Annotated in this window: 14 protein-coding genes; 9 read left to right on the top strand and 5 right to left on the bottom strand. The window is 60.7% G+C overall.

Annotated features, from left to right (window positions below):
* Nucleotides 1-49: 49 nt before the first annotated feature.
* Complete coding sequence (locus EQW76_RS20670; protein ID WP_143123163.1) at nucleotides 50-1,228, bottom strand: M24 family metallopeptidase; 1,179 nt, start codon at nucleotides 1,226-1,228, stop codon at nucleotides 50-52.
* A gap of 352 nt (nucleotides 1,229-1,580) precedes the next feature.
* Here EQW76_RS20670 and EQW76_RS20665 point away from each other — a divergent pair, with 352 nt between their 5' ends.
* The 6 genes from EQW76_RS20665 to EQW76_RS20640 all read left to right on the top strand — a co-directional run bounded on the left by EQW76_RS20665 (nucleotide 1,581) and on the right by EQW76_RS20640 (nucleotide 7,325).
* On the top strand, nucleotides 1,581-2,435 hold the full coding sequence (locus EQW76_RS20665) for an amino acid ABC transporter ATP-binding protein (protein ID WP_142830851.1): 855 nt from the start codon (nucleotides 1,581-1,583) through the stop codon (nucleotides 2,433-2,435).
* Nucleotides 2,436-2,437: 2 nt separating this feature from the next.
* Complete coding sequence (locus tag EQW76_RS20660) at nucleotides 2,438-3,097, top strand: amino acid ABC transporter permease (RefSeq protein WP_142830853.1); 660 nt, start codon at nucleotides 2,438-2,440, stop codon at nucleotides 3,095-3,097.
* A gap of 96 nt (nucleotides 3,098-3,193) precedes the next feature.
* Nucleotides 3,194-3,982, top strand: coding sequence for a transporter substrate-binding domain-containing protein (locus tag EQW76_RS20655; protein ID WP_143123162.1), 789 nt, complete (start codon nucleotides 3,194-3,196; stop codon nucleotides 3,980-3,982).
* A gap of 169 nt (nucleotides 3,983-4,151) precedes the next feature.
* The gene (locus EQW76_RS20650; RefSeq protein ID WP_143123161.1) at nucleotides 4,152-6,095 is read left to right on the top strand and encodes a hypothetical protein; all 1,944 of its coding nucleotides are present in this window, start codon (nucleotides 4,152-4,154) and stop codon (nucleotides 6,093-6,095) included.
* A gap of 22 nt (nucleotides 6,096-6,117) precedes the next feature.
* A complete protein-coding gene (locus tag EQW76_RS20645; protein ID WP_143123160.1) occupies nucleotides 6,118-6,336 on the top strand; it encodes a hypothetical protein in 219 nt (72 codons plus the stop codon).
* Nucleotides 6,337-6,440: 104 nt separating this feature from the next.
* On the top strand, nucleotides 6,441-7,325 hold the full coding sequence (locus EQW76_RS20640) for an MBL fold metallo-hydrolase (protein WP_143123159.1): 885 nt from the start codon (nucleotides 6,441-6,443) through the stop codon (nucleotides 7,323-7,325).
* Nucleotides 7,326-7,426: 101 nt separating this feature from the next.
* Here EQW76_RS20640 and EQW76_RS20635 read toward each other — a convergent pair whose 3' ends face one another.
* From EQW76_RS20635 to EQW76_RS20625, 3 genes are read right to left on the bottom strand one after another with little or no spacing between them, the layout of a single operon-like run.
* The gene (locus EQW76_RS20635; protein WP_143123158.1) at nucleotides 7,427-8,887 is read right to left on the bottom strand and encodes an aminotransferase class V-fold PLP-dependent enzyme; all 1,461 of its coding nucleotides are present in this window, start codon (nucleotides 8,885-8,887) and stop codon (nucleotides 7,427-7,429) included.
* Entirely contained in the window at nucleotides 8,887-10,431 is a 1,545-nt protein-coding gene (locus tag EQW76_RS20630; protein ID WP_143123157.1) for a hypothetical protein, read from the bottom strand. The genes EQW76_RS20635 and EQW76_RS20630 overlap by 1 nt, the downstream gene beginning before the upstream one ends.
* A 34-nt stretch (nucleotides 10,432-10,465) precedes the next feature.
* The gene (locus EQW76_RS20625; protein WP_202617190.1) at nucleotides 10,466-12,178 is read right to left on the bottom strand and encodes a tetratricopeptide repeat-containing protein; all 1,713 of its coding nucleotides are present in this window, start codon (nucleotides 12,176-12,178) and stop codon (nucleotides 10,466-10,468) included.
* A 486-nt stretch (nucleotides 12,179-12,664) separates the two neighbouring features.
* Here EQW76_RS20625 and EQW76_RS20620 point away from each other — a divergent pair, with 486 nt between their 5' ends.
* Together EQW76_RS20620 and EQW76_RS20615 are read left to right on the top strand one after the other, a co-directional pair.
* On the top strand, nucleotides 12,665-13,783 hold the full coding sequence (locus EQW76_RS20620) for a porin (RefSeq protein ID WP_142830867.1): 1,119 nt from the start codon (nucleotides 12,665-12,667) through the stop codon (nucleotides 13,781-13,783).
* A gap of 543 nt (nucleotides 13,784-14,326) precedes the next feature.
* Nucleotides 14,327-15,877, top strand: a complete 1,551-nt coding sequence (locus EQW76_RS20615) for an EAL domain-containing protein (protein WP_143123156.1) — start codon at nucleotides 14,327-14,329, stop codon at nucleotides 15,875-15,877.
* Nucleotides 15,878-15,917: 40 nt separating this feature from the next.
* Here EQW76_RS20615 and EQW76_RS20610 read toward each other — a convergent pair whose 3' ends face one another.
* On the bottom strand, nucleotides 15,918-17,405 hold the full coding sequence (locus EQW76_RS20610) for a DHA2 family efflux MFS transporter permease subunit (RefSeq protein ID WP_143123184.1): 1,488 nt from the start codon (nucleotides 17,403-17,405) through the stop codon (nucleotides 15,918-15,920).
* A 286-nt stretch (nucleotides 17,406-17,691) separates the two neighbouring features.
* Between EQW76_RS20610 and EQW76_RS20605 the strand changes: the two genes are divergently transcribed.
* Nucleotides 17,692-19,380, top strand: a complete 1,689-nt coding sequence (locus EQW76_RS20605; protein ID WP_142830869.1) for an FAD/NAD(P)-binding protein — start codon at nucleotides 17,692-17,694, stop codon at nucleotides 19,378-19,380.
* Nucleotides 19,381-19,382 lie beyond the last annotated feature (2 nt).

Here is a 19,382-nt window from a genome sequence, read left to right as displayed (position 1 = left end):
AGCCACCGGCGGCTCCGGCCGCCGGCTCTTCCGTCATTGCATTAGGCGCTCACCACCAATATGCGGGCGAGCGGGTCAGCAGTTCGTTTTCATGTCCGCCGATAATCAGGATGTCTTCGAAGAACGCGGCCCCGACCCCATCGAGTGATAGGAATGCTTCGACACCGAACACCATGTTTTCGTCGACGACATCGTCCGGCTGCGACATGACAGTCGAGATCCGCGGCTGTTCGAAGCCGAGGCCTATCCCGTGCCCGTAGAACGGGAAATTCTTCATGATCGGCGAGACCGATCCGCCAAAGGCAGCTGTCAGGCGGTCGCCTTCGGCAGCGACGTCCAGAAGCTTCGTTCCGGGGCGCATCATGTCGGACAGGCGATGGACGATGTTTGCCGCTGCCTCGATCAGCCTCCGCTGGTCGGCGGTCGGCCTGCCGCGCACGCCAGTACGGCCGGGGTCGAGATAGTAACCCTGGTAAAAGGCGCCGTGCAGCGTGCCGGTTACGATATCGCCCGGCTTCGGCGTATCGGCGCTGTAGCCTGTTAACGGAAAGCGCTGGTCGAAGCCGAGGGTTTCGCCGTGGTTGGTGCCGATCATCTGCAGCCGGCCGCCTCGCCGCACCACTTCGCGGGCTGCCTCGCCGGCCGCTTCCCGCTCTGAAAGGCCCGACGTCAGCCCCTCCATCAGGCGATTGAGCCCGGCCGTGGCCGTCTCGCCGCCGATGCGATAGCACTCCAGCTCAAGCGGGCTCTTGATCCGCCGCGCGGCGCGCACCAGGTCGTCTGCGGGCACCCAGTCGATACCGGGCGCTTCCTCGAGCAGTTGCTGGTAGAATTTCATCGGGATGAACTGTGTACCGACCAGCGCCACGCGGCCCGTGATGCCCCTGTCGTTCAACGCCTTCGCCACGCTGCGGAAGGGATGGTTCGAACAATGCGCGTCGGAGATGGAGACGAGATCGGTTCGAACCTCGGGTTCGTCGATGTGGAGCTGCGGCTCCTTGCCCTGTTGAAGAATGATGCCCGAGAACGAACGCGCCGACCAGATCAGCGAATCCGTGCCGCCGCTGATAGCGTAGTGGTTCGAAAGATAGAGGATGTCGCCGCAATTATCGGTGGTCCCGCCGCCACGTCCGAAGACGACCGCCGTCTCGAAGTCGTGCGCCCGCATGACCTCCAGCACCCTGTCCCACCGGCTTTGATATTCGTGCAGCGGGAAATAGCGGCTCATCGTCAAACTCCTGTTGGCGGACCATGGCGCCAGTGGCTGCGTTCGCAGATCCTACGCATTCAGGGCGGCGGCGGATTGGCAAAACGTCGAAACTTCACCGGCGCGGAAATTGGGTACACCAAGCGTGTTCCCAAGTCAAACCTCGGAGCTTCTTCAATTGATTATTTAATGGGCCGGGTGAAATTTTAATCAATCAGAACAGTCTGATGACGGGCCGGCTGGTAAATGTATGAAATCAGTTCTTGAATTCCAGCGGTATACTGAATACCCTTCCTGTGGGCGGTAAGGCAAAGGCAATCCCGGCAACAGGCTTAGAGCCATTCCCGGGGTGAGAGTATTGGGTAACCGAACGATGACAGACATTTCCGAGACGGCAATTGCTGGCCAAGCTACACCGCCCCCCACGACACCGCTTCTGGTCCTCAAGGACATCCGAAAGAGCTTTGGCGACAACGAGGTCCTGAAGGGTGTTTCGCTTGCGGTCGAGCCCGGCGAGGTGGTTTCGATCATTGGCGCCAGCGGCTCCGGCAAAAGCACTTTCCTGCGCTCGATCAACGGCCTCGAGATGCCGCAATCCGGCTTCCTGAAGTTCGAGGAACTGTCTTTCGATTTCCGCACGGAATCGCGTTTTCTTCCGACTCCGGCGCAGATGCAGTCGCTGCGGACCCGCGTCGGCATGGTCTTCCAGAGCTACAATCTCTGGCCGCACATGACGGTGCTCGAAAACGTCATCCATGCGCCGATGAAACTGTTGAAGCTTCCCAAGGCACAGGCCGTCGAAGAGGCGGAGGCACTGCTGTCGCGCATCGGTCTCTACGACAAGCGCCACAGCTATCCGTCCCGGCTTTCCGGCGGCCAGCAGCAGCGCGTCGCCATCGTTCGGGCGCTGGCGATGAAACCGCGTCTGATGCTGTTCGACGAGGTGACCTCGGCCCTCGATCCCGAACTGGTGCATGAGGTTCTGGTGCTGATGGCCTCGCTTGCCGCCGAAGGCATGACGATGCTCCTGGTGACCCACGAGATTGCCTTTGCGCGCGACGTGTCGTCCCGCGTCCTGTTTTTCGACAAGGGCGTTATCGCCGAAACGGGGTCGCGCGATATTCTGCGCAACCCCGGCAGCGACCGGCTGCGGCAGTTCCTCCATCGCATCCTTCACGATGGCCTGGCCTATGGCTCCGCGCCTGCTGAAACTATCGAGGGAGCATGATGATGCTGGCTGATTTCCTGGGGGATGTCCGTCTTTACGGATCCGGCTTCCTGATGGCATCCTGGACCGTCTTCTGGCTGACGATCCTCACCATTGTCGTCAGCTGGATTTGCGGTCTGCTCGCAGCCCTCGGCCAGCGGTCGAAATGGCGTGCCGTTCGCTCGGTCACGGCCTTCTACATCTGGTTCATTCGCGGCACGCCGACGATCATCCAGATATTCATCGTCTATTTCGGCTTTCCGCAGGTCGGGATCCGGTTGTCGCCGTTTACCGCCGGCGTGCTGGCGCTCGGCATAAACAGCGGCGCGTATGTGGCTGAAATCATCCGCAGCGGCCTCATGGCGATCCCGCGCGGGCAGACCGAATCCGCACTGGCGATCGGCTTCAGCCAGGCTGCCACGATGCGGACGATCGTCTTGCCGCAGGTCTTCCGCATCGTTCTGCCGTCGCTCACCAACGAGGCGATCTCGACGCTGAAGAATACCTCGTTGCTGTCGACAATTACGGTTGTGGAATTGACGCTCTACGCCCAGACGCTGATCGCGATGACCTTCCGCCCGTTCGATTTCTACATTGCGGTTGCGGTCATCTACCTGCTGCTGACGACGATCCTGACCCAGCTTGCCGCCTGGCTGGAGCGCCGCTACGCGGTGAACAGCTGAGGCACCCTGCCTATTCCTCGTGCGCCATGCCCGAAGAAACTGACCCCGGTTGCAAACGACAGGGGATATCGATCAAGAAAAATGAAGGGAACAGTCATGAAACGCCAGCTTATCGCCCTTGCGCTTGCCGCAGCGGCCGCCTTTTCCACTCACGCTCCGGCTTCGGCCGCCGATCTCGAACTGCTGCAACCCGGCAAATTGCTGGTGGCTACCGAGGGCACCTTTCCGCCGTTCAGCATGCGTGGTGCCGATGGCAGCCTCGACGGCCTGGAAATCCGCGTCATGAAGGAGATTTCCAAACGTCTCGGTCTCGAATACACACCGGTCGTCATCAAGTGGGAATCGCTGTTGATCGGGTTGCAGGCCGACCAGTATGATATCACCAGCGACGCCATGGATATCACGCCCGAGCGCCAGAAGCAGGTCGTCTTTGCCGATGGCTGGCTCGAATCCGGCGCGGCTGTGGTCGTTGCGAAGGGCTCCGCCATCAAGACGCCTGCCGATCTCAAGGGCAAATCCGTCGGGGCGCTGGCATCCTCGACCTTCGCCAAGCTGGCAGAAGACAAGGGCGCCACGGTCAAGGCCTATAAGGCCGAGACGGACGGCATCCAGGATCTCCTCAACGGCAACATCGACGCCGAGATCACCGACGCCATCGGGGCCGGCTACATGATCAAGTCGGCGAAGATGCCGCTCGAGGTGCTTCCGGAAGCCATCAGCCATATCCAGAAGGGTTTTGCGGTCAAGAAAGGCAAGCCTGAACTCGTCAAGGCCGTCAACAAGGCTCTGGCCGAGATGGTTGCCGACGGCACCTATGCCAAGCTGACGACAGATCTCGTCGGCTTCGATCCAGCGCCGAAGAATCCCATCAGGACTATCCAGTAAGGCTCACTGCCGACATCGCCTAGCAGGTCGCTGCAGCGGTTTTGCCGTAGCAGCGATCTCTATCGTCAATAATTTAAAACAAAAGAGATCGATCATTACCTTGCCTTGAAAGCCGTATCGTGTGAACAGGTTATATATCCTGACAGACAGAGACTTGTGGAAAGCAACCATGAAGTTCAAACTGCATACCTTCGGTCGCTTAAGACTTGTTGATCGCGTCGGTGATGTTTCTTTTCCTGAAAAAGCTCTTTTAGCGCTCTGTTATCTTCTTGATACCAAGCAGATGGAAGCAAAGCGCGAAGATGTGGCCGCGTTACTGTGGAGTGGCTCAAGTCAATCCGGCCTGCTCGCCAACATGCGCAAGCTCATCTCCCGGATCAAGGACAGGCAGCTCGAACTCGGTGTCGAATTCCTGACGTTTACCGACAAGACAATTCGCGTGGAGATCGGCTCGCTCGATTTCGACCTCACATCCATCGACACTCTGGAAGACGAGGACGCGGTCCGCTCCCTGCACCGGATGTTGAATGTCATTGGTCCGGAGTTTCTCCAGGACTTCGTGCCCATGGATACGCTGCTCGACGCCTGGGTCGAGGAAAAACGCAAGGGCTGTTCAGACCGGTTGCTGCGGGCGTTCAAACGCGCCTTGCCGATGCTCTCGGCCCGGGGCTGCGACGACGCGATGCGGACAGCCGCGCTCCGCCTATTCACGCTCTACCCTCAGGACGAAGAGGTCCAGCGCTTCCTTCTCGAATGCTCGGGGAGCGAGGGTAGCCTGGAGGGTTTGTCATCCGGCGCGAGCCTGAAGGAGGAGACGCCATCCGGCTCTGCGGATGCGGGGCAAGACCTGCTTTCGCTGGATCTGGCGGGCCGGATGTTCAACAAGCAGTTTGCGGAGGCCCGCGCGTTGCTGCTGGCTCGCCCGTCGCCGTTCCTGTCTCCCTACGGCGGCGGCCATCTCAAGCTGCCGCGTCTGGCACTTCTGCCGCCGCAACTCGACAGCGGAAATATTGTCGCGACGCTGCTCGCGGCCTCCCTGATCGAGGACATCACGATCGGTTTCGGCGCCCTGAAAAGCGTGCGCGTGATCGCACCCCACACGGCTGGCCAGTTTTCCCGCGATCCGGACAAGGCTGCGACATTCGCCCGCCATTCCATTTCCTACATCCTCGACACCCGGATCAGCTACGATGAGGAGGTTTCGCTCTTTGCCCAGCTGATTTCCTTTGCCAATGACGAGATCGTCTGGGCTGAACGTTTCAGCCTCGATGCCTCCAACCTGACGCGCCAGAGGCGGGAAATTTCCAAGCGTATCGCGGTGACCGTTGCCTCGCAGATTGAGCGGGACGAGCTGTCACGGGCTTATTTCGAGGCCAGCCCGGAGGCCTATCACAGCTATCTGGTTGGGCAGCGTCATCTCAAGGATCTGACATTGCCGAATCTGCGCCGGGCCCGTCGGGAATTCCGGTCCGCGCTGCAAACCAACCCGCATTTTGCTCCGGCGCTGAGCGGTATAGCGCGCACCTATTCCAAGGAGTGGTTGCTCACGGCGCGCGGCGACCAGGAATTGCTGGCCTCGGCTGCGGAGTTTTCCACCAAGGCGATTGCTGCCGGTGCAGATCTCGGCGGAGGGTATCGCGAGTTGGGAGTGGTCAGGCTGCTGCAGGGGGACCTCGACGAGAGCGTCGAGGCGATGAAGCTTGCCGAGAAGCTCAGCCCGCACAATGCTGATATTATCGCCGACCATGCCGATACGCTGGTTCATTATTCGCAGCCGGCGGCGGCGATGGAAAAAATAGTCAATGCCATCGACCTCAACCCGCTGACACCTGACACCTACCTTTGGACTGCCGCCGGTGCTAGCTACTGCCTCGGGAATTTCGAGGCTGCCCTGGCTTATATCGCCATGACGCACGACAAGAGCCTTACCAATAGGCTCTCTGCGGCCTGCTGGGCGATGCTCGGCGACATCAGGAAGGCGCGTTCCTTCGTGCGCAAGGCGCGGCAGAGCAATCCTGATTTCGATGTGGATAAGTGGCTTTCAGTCATCGCCATGAAAGAACAGTGGCAGAAAGATCTGTATCGCGAAGGCCTGCGAAAGGCTGGATTTTAAGCAGACACGAGAGGGGACATCGATGGCGAAAGTGGTTGTAATCGGACTGCCAGGAGAAGACGGCTTGTGGATCGCGGATCTTGCTGCGGGGACAGTGACCGCTCTTGCCGCACCGACTTCCGGAGCGCTCAAGCAAGCGAACGATCTTAGGGCGGCCGGCGCAACGGTCGTAAAAGAGGTCGATCTGGCTGTTGCCGTCAGCAGCACGGCCGACGTGGCCTCCGGTTTCCTCGACGGCTAGGGCCTCGTTTCCCGGGTTGCGCGGCGAGGTGGCAGAGGCTACCACAGTCAGGCAATCACACGCTGCAAGCCTTGAATAGGCCATTCGTAAAGAGGGGAACACCGATGAAAGCACTTTCACTCCTGGCAATGTTGAGCGCCTCCGTTGCCGGACAAGCCTTTGCGATAGAGACCGGGCCGGTTTCGGCCGAACCTGCGGCCAAGACATTCACCATCGGCAGCATCAAGGTGACCGCGCTGCGGGATGCTCAGTTCGTTGCAGCCAATGACGGCAAGCTTTTTGGCGTCGGGATCGGACCGGAGGCCGTTTCCAAGGTGCTGAAGGCAGCCGGACAGCCGACGGACCGCGTTACGCTCAGTGTCGACGGGCTTCTTGTGCAGTCCGGCAGCCAGAAAATCCTGATCGATACCGGCCTTGGGCCATCGGCGCACGGTGTTCTGCTGGAAAGCCTCGCCAAGGGCGGGAGCAAGCCCGAGGACATTTCCGACGTACTGATCACCCACGTTCACGGCGATCACATCGGCGGACTGGTAAAGGCAGACGGTTCTCTTGCATTCGCCAACGCGACGATCCGCATCTCGGCGCCCGACTGGACGTGGCTGCAGACCCAGCCGAAGATGGCCGCGCTGGTGACCGCCATCACGCCCAAGGTGAAGACATTCGCGCCTGGTGACAGCGTTGCCGAGGGCATCACCTCCGTGCCCATCAAAGGACACACCCCGGGTCATGTCGGCTATCAGATCGTCTCCGGCAAGAAACGGCTTCTGGACATCGGTGACACAGCCCATAGCTCCATTGTATCGCTAGCCGAGCCCGATTGGGCGATGGGCTTTGACAACGATGCAGTCGAGGGCAAGGTCAGCCGCCGGGAAATCCTGTCGCAACTCGCCAAGGATGACGAGCTGATCTTTGCACCCCACTTCCCGTTTCCCGGTGTCGGCCACATCGTGGCGGTAGGCGATCACTTCGCCTGGAAGCCGCAAAAGTAAACATGTTTAGCCGGCTCCACGCCTAGGTTTACCAAAAGCCGAGGCGGCGTGGTCTGGAATGCGGGTACTTTCCTGCATTCCACCTCGCTCAGACAGCCGTTTCAGTAGCCTTTGCCGGCCAGGTATCTGTCGATGATGTCGATGAAGGCGTCGATATCGGCGGATGTCGTCCTGTGGTTGACGATTGCGCAGCGCACTGCCAGCTCGCCGCCGACCGTCGTCCAGGACGGGGCAGCCAGGCCGGATTGCTGGAGGTCGAGCACCAGATCCCGGACAAAATCGGAACCTGCCCCGCGAACACCGAAGCAGACGATGTTCAAGGCGACCGGTGCCCTGAGTTCCAGCAGCGTGTGCCGCTCGATATGGTGGGCAAGATGGGATGCGAGTTCGCAGGTATGCGCAATGGAACTGCCGATGCGCTCCGTGCCGAGCGTTTCGATCGTCATCCAGGTCTTGAGCGCTCGAAAGCCGCGCGACAGATCGGGGCCGAGATCGCAGGGCCAGGTCTCACCGGCCGCAAGGCCGCGATCGGCGCGCTGGAGATAGGGCGCCGGCTGGGCGAAGGCCCGCTTGTGGGCGGCGCCGTCCCTGACCAGCAGAAACCCGGCATCATAGGGAACATGGCCCCATTTGTGAAAGTCCAGCGCCACAGAGGCTGATTTCTCGATGCCCGCAAACAGCTCTCGCAGATCGTGCGAAAGCACTGCCAAAGCGCCGATAGCGCCGTCGACGTGGAACCATAGATTTTCCTGGACAGCGATGTCGGCTATGGCAGAAAGCGGATCGATGGCCCCGGTATTGACGGTGCCGGCGGTGCCGACGACGAGAAACGGCAGGTGTCCGGCGGCCCGGTCGGCGTCGATCATGGTGCGCAAAACGCTGGTCTGCATTCGTCCGTCAGCGTCGACAGTCACCGTTCGCAAATTGGCCGAGCCTATGCCGGAAAGCTCCATCGCCTGGGCAATGCAGCCATGGGCTTCGCTCGAGGTATAGGCTACGAGTTGTCGGTCCCGATTCCGCAAGCCGTTTTGGCGGACGGAATGGCCGAGCGCCTCCGTTCTGGCGATGATCACAGCCAGGAAGTTGGCCATGGAAGAGCCGGTGAGAAACAGGCCGCTGGCGCCTTGGGGATAGCCGAGGGCCTCGCTCATCCAGCGGACGATCTGTTGCTCGACCTCCAGTCCGATATGGTCGCGGCCGCCGCAATTGAGGTTCATTCCGGCGGCGACGATCTCGGCCACCATACCGACGGGCGTACCCGCGCCATGGACCCAGCCCATGAACAGCGGATGCAGGTTGCCGGTGGCGAAGGGAAGGATGTGGGTGCGCACGTCATCGAGGATGTCGCCGAGTTCGCGAGGGTCTGCAGGCAACGGACGGGCAAACCGGGCGCGCGTTTCGGCTGCCGGCGGTTGCCAAACCGGTCGCTGCCGGACGGTCTCGATATGGCTGATCATGTCGTCCAGCATGCCGTGGGCGAGCGCGCGAAATTCACTCCAGTCCAGCGGGTCGAGGCTGGAGCGCTCAGCCGTTCTATCGCCGCGCGTATCCGCTTCCGGCATCAGAGAGCCCGGACATGGTGAAGGACGGCCGCCAGCTTGTCGAACACCGCATCGAGCCGCGATTCCACCGGATGGAATGCCTGGTGCAACGGCAGAGCAGCTGCCATGCGGGCCGAGACATCAAGCACGTCGGCCGCTGAAGCCGCGACCCTGAGGACCGTGCGAGATCCAAGCCGGACGGCTTGGCCAAGATGGCAAACCGGACCGTCGTCGCGCTCGCGCATGAGCAGGTGGATCATCTGCGAGTGCTCGAAGGAGGCAAAGCCGCCGGTGCGGTTGGAGATCGTGAAGGGCACGATCGTTCTTGCGTCGAGATGGGCGCCCTCATCGTTGGCATGCAGGCGGATACCGGCGACGCTGTCGATACGGGCGCGCACCAGTTTCACGAAATGGGCCTTGATGAGCGCCTGCTCGTCGTCCTGGATGACGGCGTAGCGATCGAGGGCGGCAGAGGCCGCCACCCATCGAAGGCCGAGACCGAGATTGAAGTGCGAGCCGAATGTGAAATCCATCTTTTCCCGAAGTGCCGATGGCCAGTCATGGGCTGCCGTGTAGGCCGAGAGGCCGGAAGGAATAGCGCTTCTGGTGGCGAGGGCCTCCCCGAGAGACGTCGGCACGAGGAGAGCGCCGGAAAAGGGTGGGCCCCCGACAAATTTCGAGCCAGTCAGTACGACGAGAAAACCGTCGGCAAGATCCTGCCGGATATCGGACGCCGAGCAGCGGAACTGGCAGGCATCGACGATCACATGCACGCGGCCGGGGGCAAGCAAAGCCGCATGCCGGGCTGCCTGCCGCGTCACGCCGGACAGGCCTGTCTTCGATGTATCGAGCACATGGACGAGCACGTCGCGGTCGCGTTTCAGCTCCCGTTCGACGGCAGCGATCATGGCATCGTCGATCTCCTCCTGACGACGCGGTTCGCCTTCGCCGTTGCGGATGGCCACGGTGCACACCTCGATCCGCTCGGGATCCAGGCCTTCCAGCGGCTTTCCGGCTTCGACGGTGCTGCCGAGGGCAGCAAGATCCGAATAGTGGCATCCGGATGCAGCCCGGGGCACGCCGCTGCCGGTCTCTTCCGGCGCAACGAGAATATTGGTGAGGGGCCGCGCGGAAAGCCCTGCAAACAGGCAAAGGGCCATCAACTCCGCGTCTGTCCCGGAGGCTGCCAGAATGATCGTGGCGTCGGTACAGCCAAGGCTGGTGGCGATGCCCTTACGGATATCGGCAAACCATCGGTCGATCGCAACCGGATCTGCTGACTGGCGATCGACGAGCCGCTCGAGAGCGATCCCGGCCGCGCGGAACCCGTCGCCTGATACGTTGCTGGCCGTCGTCGACGAGAACGAAATTTCGTGCTCGGCGGGCGTCGTCAGTGTGCCGTAGCGGTTCCGTCGATGGACGGGATCGGGCGAAATGCGTTGGTCGCCGCCAGCCCCGAGTAGCAGCGGAACGGAGGCGAGCGACTGCCCGAGAAGCGCTGTTTTAGCCGGCGTCGATGACGGGTCGACTGGCATCGGTAGGATTAGACGCTGACTTGCAGCCATGATGGTCTCCGTAATTTGGCTGCGAACGACGGCTTCAGAGGATCGGCTCGTCGACCGCCACGGCGCCGGCGATATAGGAGATTTGCATTTCGTGCTGGATCAGCGGCGCAAGATCACGGGCGCGCTGGGTGAACTCCAGCCCGCAACGGTCGACATATGCGCGGTCGACGCGTGCGCTCGAGCCGGGGTCGATGATCTTCTCGCCGTCCCAGAAGACCGCATGCCCGGTGTCGGGGACCGTCGGTGAGACGACGCCGATGATCCCGGGCTTGTCCCACAGCATGTAGATACCACTGAGCAGCACGAGGCCGCATGCGTTGGCGACGCCGCGCATGATGGAGTGGCTCATGGGCCCGCCCAGAGGGAACCGGGGGTCGCTTTTTATCGCCATGTCCTGGATGTCTTCGTAGGTCCTGCCGGTAAACATCGCCAGCGCGCAGATCAGGCAGTCGTCGTCAGTCCTTTGGTAGACAGCCGGTTTTCCCGTATGGGCACAGGTGACGTCGGAGGCGGAGGTCGCGCGCAGCATGCGATCTCTCAGTGCGCCTTCGAAGGCTGCGAATAGCTTGGTCGTCGCCTGCTTCTTGTAGGGGAAGACCTTTTCGGAATCCATCGAGTGGACGATCATGGCGACGTCGGCTTCGAACATCAGCAGACGTCCGTCCGACAACTCGGCGCAATCGATGGCGAAGTAGTCAAGCCCGAAGCGGCGATGCAGGGCGTCGAAGGCTGCTGCGTGGCGGACGGCGAAGTCGGTGTCGAAATTGGCCATCCAGCGGCCTTCTTCCTCGCGACGCTCCGCATGCTCAGCCATGCCGGCGCTGAGGTAATGGACCATCCAGTGGTCGGAAATCGCCAGGTGGCTGGCATAGGCCTTGCCATTGATGAACGCGATGCGCTGTTTGCGGAACTTTCCGTCCTCGTCGCTGTAGTCGATGAAGGGCGTCAGGTAGAATTCGGTGTCGGCGTGCGCGGCGAGATAGCCCGAAAGCTCCCAGCGGGCCGAGATTTTCTCCATGCCCTTGCCCGCATGCGTGCCGTGTGGCCGGACGATGATCGGAAAGCTCGTTGCGTCGAGGATGGAGCCCAGTTCGATCTCGCCAGCAGCGAGCCGCTGAAGCTTTTGACGATCGACGCGAACGGTTGCAGGCGCGAGAACCCAGCGCTCGTCCCTGAAGGCATTGGAAACGCCATCCCTGGAAAGATCCATGATGGACTGCGGCGCATTGTTCAGGATCGGTCCCGACCAGTCGCGCAAAAGCCGCTTGAGGTTTTCGAGGACCGGGAGATTGTCCGTGGATTCACCAACCGCGACGAAGGCGACGTCATGTGCCGGGATATCGGAGAGATCCCGGGTTTCCGCGTCGACGTAATAGAGCAGGAGGTTGGTATCCGAATGCTCGAGCAGAAACTCGATCGGCGTATTTGCCATGAAATCGCCAGCCGTCATGAACACCAGAATGTCCAGGCCTGTGCCCTTGCCATTCTGGATCCGGTACTGGCGGCTGATATCGAGGGCAGCCTTCTGGCTGATGACGGCCTTTTCCTTCTCGCCCACCGTATGTAGGACGATCGAGGCATCCATGAAGGCGGCAGCGTCGCCGAGATCGGCAGAAGCCCGCTCCAGCAGCTGGTTCCAGAGGGGCGTGATGTCTCTCTGCTCATAGATCGCCCGCACGATCGGCGCCTTGCCGATGATCAGGTTGGGGTCCGCAAATGTCTGGATCTGAGCCGCTGCACCAATCAAACTCTCAAGCCTTCCACTATGCGGCGCGCCCCGCCTTGCCCGGCGTGGTTCCGCTTTCAGATACATGTTGTCACGATATTCGCTCCCAGCGCTTGCGCGAGCCTTGTCCGGGCTGCCTGAGCTGACGAACGATCGGATCGCCGCGTCTCAAAGCGCGCGCTCTGCTCGTTCGCGATTCGCAAGGACGGCCTTCCCCCCATGTCCGGTCGGAGGGCTCAAGGGCCCGAAATGCGTCTTCCGGGTGACTATTACAAAACGTAGTCGTGCTAGCCGTTTTCTAAATGTGTTTTCACAGCCGCGTCGCTGGAAATCGGCTCTTCCAGCGGCCCCGTTTGGCGAGACGGAAGTTGTGCGGCCGCACCCTTTCGCCATAGCCTTGGTCCACGGGCGAAAGCTCCGGATAAAACAGGCTCCCACCTAGCAGGCTTCAGACCGTATCGACCCTCTCGATACAAGCGACCTGCACCGAAGAAATGGATTTTAAAGATGATGATTAAGGGTCTTCTCCTTGCATCGGCTGCCGCCCTCTCGGCATTCTCGGCTGCCAATGCAGCGGACGCAATTGTTGCAGCTGAGCCGGAACCGCTCGAATATGTTCGCATTTGCGATGCCTACGGCGCCGGTTACTTCTACATTCCAGGCACGGAAACCTGCCTGAAGATCGGTGGCATGGTTCGTACTGAAGGCGAGTGGAAAGATGCCTACCAGCCTGATCACAAGATCGGCACGCTTTGGCACACCCGCGCTGAACTCAGCCTCGACACTGCCAGCGACACCGAATACGGCGCGCTGAAGACCGACATGGTCATGCGTTGGGATTCGCAGGAAGGCGACAACTCCACAAAGCTGCTGTTTGCCAACATCAGCCTCGGCGGCTTCCTCGTCGGCAAGGCCGACTCGCAGTTCTCGTCCTATCCGGGCTATGCTGGCGACATCATCCAGGACGACGTGGTTTCCTACGGCCCTGGACCGACGAACACCGAACTCAACCAGCTGACCTACACGTTTGATCCGGGCAATGGCTTCACGGCTCTCGCTTCGATCGAAGACAGCAATTCGAGCGGCGACACCTACTACGACTCCAGCTTCACCCAGAGCAACGGCAAAAGCTGGCAGATCTCCAAGAACGACCAGTACGTTCCAGACGGTGTTCTGGGCTTCGGCTTCAAGTCGGGCGCATGGGGCATCAAGGTTGTCGGCGGCTACGACTCGATCGTCAAAGAAGGCGCCATCAAGGCTCGCGTCGATGCCGATTTCGGCACCTTCTCGGCATTCCTGATGGGCGGCTGGAACACAGACGGCGACAAGCTCAACAAGTACGCTTCGGGCTATGTTACCGACGGTGCTTGCCCTGCGAACAAGGAAGAGCTTTGCGGCTGGGGTGACTGGGCAGTCTGGGGCGGTGGTTCTGCAACCATCAACGACAAGCTCAAGGCCAACGTTCAGGTCGCCTACACAGACTCGAAGATCTTTGCCGCTGCTGCAAACGTCAAGTTCCAGCCAGTCAAGGGCCTGACCGTCGAGCCTGAAGTCGAATACACCAACTGGGATTCGACAAACGAACACTCCTGGGCTGGTATCCTGCGTTTCCAGCGCAGCTTCTAATAGACAGCTTCTTTAAAGCAGTCTGAGCATGGCCCGGCTTTTGTCGGGCCATGTTTTTTGTGGTTCACAACGCATGACCGGCGTGCCACCGCGGCGGCTTTGCTGAACGGCATGACGCACGCCGTTTTATTAATGTGCACAAGCAGCCACGTCTCCTAGAAGATGTGATCCTGGTCGTGCTGCTAGCGCAGGAATGCGTTGCCGAAAACTTATGCTAGGCTAACAGTAACGATGCTACGCGCGACATTCCCTGCCGCTCAACGTAGCACACCAATTGGATTGACCTCCAATGGCGGAGGCCTGGTCTCCCTGGCCAGGCCTCTTTCTCCCCGCTAGATCCGGGTGAACCTCGGGCCTTCTGCAAAGCTGCCTCCAACGGTATGTTGGCTATCGGCGATCAGCTTGCGCCGGAAATGACCATCTTTCTCCGACGAAACACTTTAACCCCGCTGCAATATATATTCGGCAAAATGCATAAACAGCGGCGGGAGATGTATTCCGACGATCGGCATGAAGCCATTTTCCGTTTCCGGGAGTAGCTCTGTGCAATCACTGCGCCGAAATCGCGCCAAGGTCGAAGCAATCCTCTGGATTGCGACATTCCTGGTGATCTACGGGCTGGCCGTTCATTACAACGGGCACGAGGCCCTCGATACATTTTTCCGCGAAAACGAGAAATACGATTTCGATGAGGTCTTTACGGCCCTGAATATCGGCGGCGCCCTGGGTCTGATCTATTCGCTGGTCCGCATAAAGGACATGGCGGAAGAAATTCGCCGGAGACATGCCGCCGAGAGACATGTCGACTGGATTGCCTGCCACGATCCCCTGACCGAGCTCCCCAACAGGCGTTTTCTCGGCGCGGATGCGGCGACACGAGAAAACCTTGCCTGCAAGGATGGATACGCAGTCTTCAGCATCGACCTCGATGGCTTCAAGAAGATCAACGACCTTCTCGGCCACGATTACGGTGACCAGGTGCTGAAGATCGTGGCGGAGCGGCTTCGCTACATTTTTCCGGATGCCAACGTCTATCGCCTGGGCGGCGACGAGTTCCTTGTCATCACGGAGAGGATGGGAAATCCCGATCTTGTCGCGGTGGGAAACCGCATCGTCAGCAATATCTCGAAGCCGATGTCCATCAACGCTGCAAACGTCGACGTGGGCGCCAGCGTCGGCATCGCGCGGATCCCCGAGGATAGCGCCACCTTGGCGGAGGCTATCCAGCAATCCGACTGCGCGATGTATGCCGCGAAGAAAACAGGCCGCAACGGCGTCAGGACCTTCGTACCCGCCATGCAGACCGAGCTTGAAAAGCGCGTCCAGATGGAAGCCGACCTGAAGCGCGCCATGAAGGCGGGAGACATCCGTCCGCACTACCAGCCGCTGGTCGATCTCAAGACCCGGGAGATCGTCGGTTACGAGGCGCTTGCGCGATGGGAGGTCTCGCCGGGACGATTCATTCCGCCCAGCGACTTCATTCCGCTCGCCGAGGATAGCGGCCTGATTGTCGAACTGACCGACAGTCTCTTTCGAACGGCCTGCCGGGATGCTCTGTCCTGGCCAGTTGATACCGTGCTGTCGTTCAACATCTCTCCCGTCCAGCTCAGCGACAGGCTGCTGGGGCTTCGCCTGATGCAAGTTCTAGGAGAGGTCGGCCTTCCCGTCCACCGGCTGGAACTGGAGGTGACGGAAAGCGCGCTCATCCAGGATCCCGAGGCGGCCCGCTATGTCCTCGATCAGTTCACCAAGGCCGGCATCAAAATCGCGCTGGATGATTTCGGCACCGGCTATTCCAGCCTATCCCAACTGTCCGCATTCCAGTTCGACAAGATCAAGATCGACAGGAGCTTCGTCGCGACCTTCGAAAACAGCGACAAGCAGGACAAGGTCGTCAGGGCAATCATCTCGCTGGGCAGCGGGCTCGGCATCAAGATCACGGCGGAAGGCATCGAGGAGGAGAGCCAGCTCCAGCGGCTGCAGGCCCTGGGCTGTGACATCGGCCAAGGCTACCTGCTAGGCAAGCCGCAGGCGATAGCCCAGCCTAACCTCATCCTCCCAAACGAGCGGCCGCAGACATCGTCCTCCCGCTGACTTCTGAGTACGATCTCACGGGCATGACGGGGTCATGCTCCTAGTTCCGTTTTGTCTCCGAGCGCACCCTGATGGCAAATGGGACGCAGGCCAGGGCGGCGAGGGTCAGGATGGCCACCATTGCCCATGCCTCATTGATGGACTGGGTGAGCGCTGCCTTCTCGACCAATGGCTGCAGCATGGATCGCGTGGCGTCGTCGATAGGTCCTGACGGGCGGGAGGTGAACATGTCGAGCGGTATGCCGACATAGGTCGCCGTGGCTACGTCTCCGGCGGCAAGCTTTTCCATCAATGCCGTACCGTGGCCCGGCGAGCGGCCGTAGATCACCGTGTCGATCAAGGCGAGGCCGATAGCACCGCCGAGGTTGCGCATCAGATTGAAAAGACCGCTGGCGTCGGGAACGCGGCTTTCGGGCAGGTTGCCGAGGGCAAGGCGCGTCGGTGGAAGCAGGCAGAACATGATCGCCACGCCACGGATGACCTGGGGCCAGAACATCGCGGCGGAATCGCTGTCCGGCGTCTGGAACGCGCTCATCCCGAGGCCGACGGCAAAAAGTGTGAACCCTGCTGCGGAGAGAAGTCGCGCCCCGACGCGCTGCTCGAGAAAGACGGCGATCGGCGCTGTCAGCAGTTGGGCCACACCGGTGACCAGCATGATGGTGCCGATTTCGAGCGCATTGTGACCGCGCACGAACGCCAGGAACACCGGCATCAGATAAACCGATCCGAACAGTCCGATGCCGAGAACGAAGCTCAGGATGCAGCCGACCAGGAACGACCGGTCGGCGAAGTTTCCGAGGTCGACGATGGGCACCCCGGCTTTCAATGTCCGGCGCACGAACATCGAAAGGCTGGCGAGGCTGAGCACCAGCAGGCCCAGCACGAGGCCGGACAGCCATCCGCGCTGCGGGGCTTCTTTGAGGGCAATTTCGAGGGCCGCGAGTGCCACGGCCATCGCGAGCAGCGACACGAGGTCCAGAGTTTTCAACGTGCCCAAGCGCATCGTCGACTTCGGCAGCAGGAAGCCGGCGATACCGGCCGACAGGATGCCTGGAATGATGTTGATCAGAAACAGCCAGTGCCAGGAATATGTTTCGGTGATCCAGCCGCCGACGACCGGGCCGACCGTCGGGGCGAGAACGGCAAGAACGCCGGCGATGGTGGTGGCTATACCCTGCCGCGCTACCGGGAACAGGATGAAGACGGCAGAAAAAACAGCCGGAATCAGCGTGCCTCCGGAAAAACCCTGCAGCACCCGCCAGGCTATCAACTCCGAAAAGCTGTCGCTGGCGGCACAACCGGCCGAGGAGAGCGTGAACACCGTGACGGCAAGCACGAACAGCCAGCGCATCGTCAGGGTACGCGTCAACACGCCGGTCAGCGGGATCGCAATCACCTCCGCGATGAGATAGGCGGTCTGCACCCAGCTCATCTGATCCTGAGGAATATCGAGTGCGCTCTGGATGGTCGGCAGGGATGTCGCCACCACCTGGACATCGAGGATCGCCATGAACATGCCGACACACATGACGATAAAGCCCAGCCAGGTGGCCGTGCCGGTTGCAGTCACTTGAGATTGGCTCACTTTCGATCCTCCGCACGCCGTTCGTGCGCGATGATTGATATGGTCGGATCATGGCCGTTGGCAATGGAGGGGCGGCGATGGCGATCTGACGCGTCAACGGGGTCCGGGCTATCTTACGGCTACGTCCGGTGGCGGACGGATTTGATTTTCAATCTTGCTAACGGCGGTCGTCGTTCCATATCGTCAAGTTCGCGAACCATTTTATCAGCGTTCGCCGTTGAAAGCTTCCATGACGCGCATCGCTATTATCGGCTCCGGCCCGACCGGCATCTATACGCTGAAGGGTCTGGTAGGCTCGCCCGAGCCGCTGTCCATCACCATCTTCGAGATCGAGCCGGATCCGGGCAAGGGAACGCCCTATCATCCGGCATTGAACGACCAAGCGATGCTGTCGAATATCGCCAGCATCGAGCTGCCGCCGATCTGCGAGACGCTGGTTGCCTGGCTTCGGCGTCAGAGCGACGCTGGGCTGGAGAGACTGCACGTGTCGCGAGACGCAATTGACGAGCGCGAGTTCTATCCGCGCGTGGTTCTTGGTGAGTATCTGCAGGCTCAGTTCTCGCAGCTCGTGCAGGCGGGGAAGGAGCGGGGGCATAGGATCGACATCAAGCCGCGCCACCGCGTCATCGACATCGCGTTGCAGGTTGACGACATTGCCCTCGTGGCTCAGCGGCCGGATGGGACGCAGGCCGATTACGGGTTCGACCACGTCGTCATGGCGACCGGCCACGACTGGCCTGACAACATCGAGATCAAGCCGGGATATTTCATGTCGCCCTGGCCGGCAGTCAATCTGAAGTCGATCGGCAATTGCGCCGTTGGCATCCTCGGGACATCGCTGAGTGCAATCGACGCAATGGTGACCGTGGCGACGGCACATGGCGCATTCTATGTCGATGCCAGCGGTTTGCTCGAATACCAGCAGGCCTCCGATTCAGAGGGCTTCAGCATCACCATGATGTCCCGCAAGGGGCTTCTGCCGGAAGCCGACTTCTATCACGAGATCCCCTACCTTCCCTTGCAGTTCTGCACGAATGAAGCGATCGACGCCTTGCTGGCGACGAGCCGTGGCAACTTGCTCGACGATATCTTCGACCTGTTCAAGGCCGAACTGCTCGCCAACGATCCGGAGTATTCGGCGAGTATCGGCCTGTCGCTGCGGACGATCGAGACCATCGGACCCGCTTATTTCGCAGAGCGCGAATCCCGCGATCCTTTCGCCTGGGCGGCACTGAACCTTGCCGAAGCGGCGCGCAACAAGCAGCAGCGCCATACCGTGCCATGGCGCTATGCGATCCTGCGCATGCACGAGGCGATTGCCCGCGCGGTACCGCAGCTGGACAGCGAGGACCTGAAGCGGTTTCACAAGCACTTTAAAAGCATTTTTATCGATGACTATGCCACCGTGCCGCATGAATCCATCAAGAGGATATTGGCGCTGCGGCGCGCGGGAAAGCTGGATATCGTTGCCCTTGGCGACGACTACGAAATCGACAACGAGCGGGTCGAGCGCGGAGCAGAGGTCACCTACGACGGCAAGACACTAACCTTCGGCGCCTTCATCGACGCGACGGGGCAGCATCCGCTGTCGGTACGGGACATTCCGTTTCCAACCCTCCTGAAGCAGGGCGTCATTCGCAAGGCAGCCACCAGTGCCGCGTCATCGATCATCATGCCGGACGGTCACCAGGCCGTGGTGCGGACCGGCGGCATCGACCTGGATGATGCTTTCCGGCCGAAATTCGAAAGCCCGGTGTCGAACAAGCTCTATTGCGCCGCAATCTCGTTCCTGCTGCACAAGCTACCCTTCGTCCAGGGCATTACCAGCGCAAACGATATCGGTGGCGTGGTCTCCGCTGCCATACTGGCCGACAGTATGCCGGGTAGCGCCAAACCGGAGCTGCTGGCCGCCGGCTGACA

The sequence above is a fragment of the Rhizobium sp. rho-13.1 genome, from assembly GCF_007000305.1.
Classification (GTDB): Bacteria; Pseudomonadota; Alphaproteobacteria; order Rhizobiales; family Rhizobiaceae; genus Rhizobium; species Rhizobium rhododendri.
Note: the sequence above shows the minus strand (reverse complement) of the source record. Positions and strands in the feature narration are given on the sequence as shown.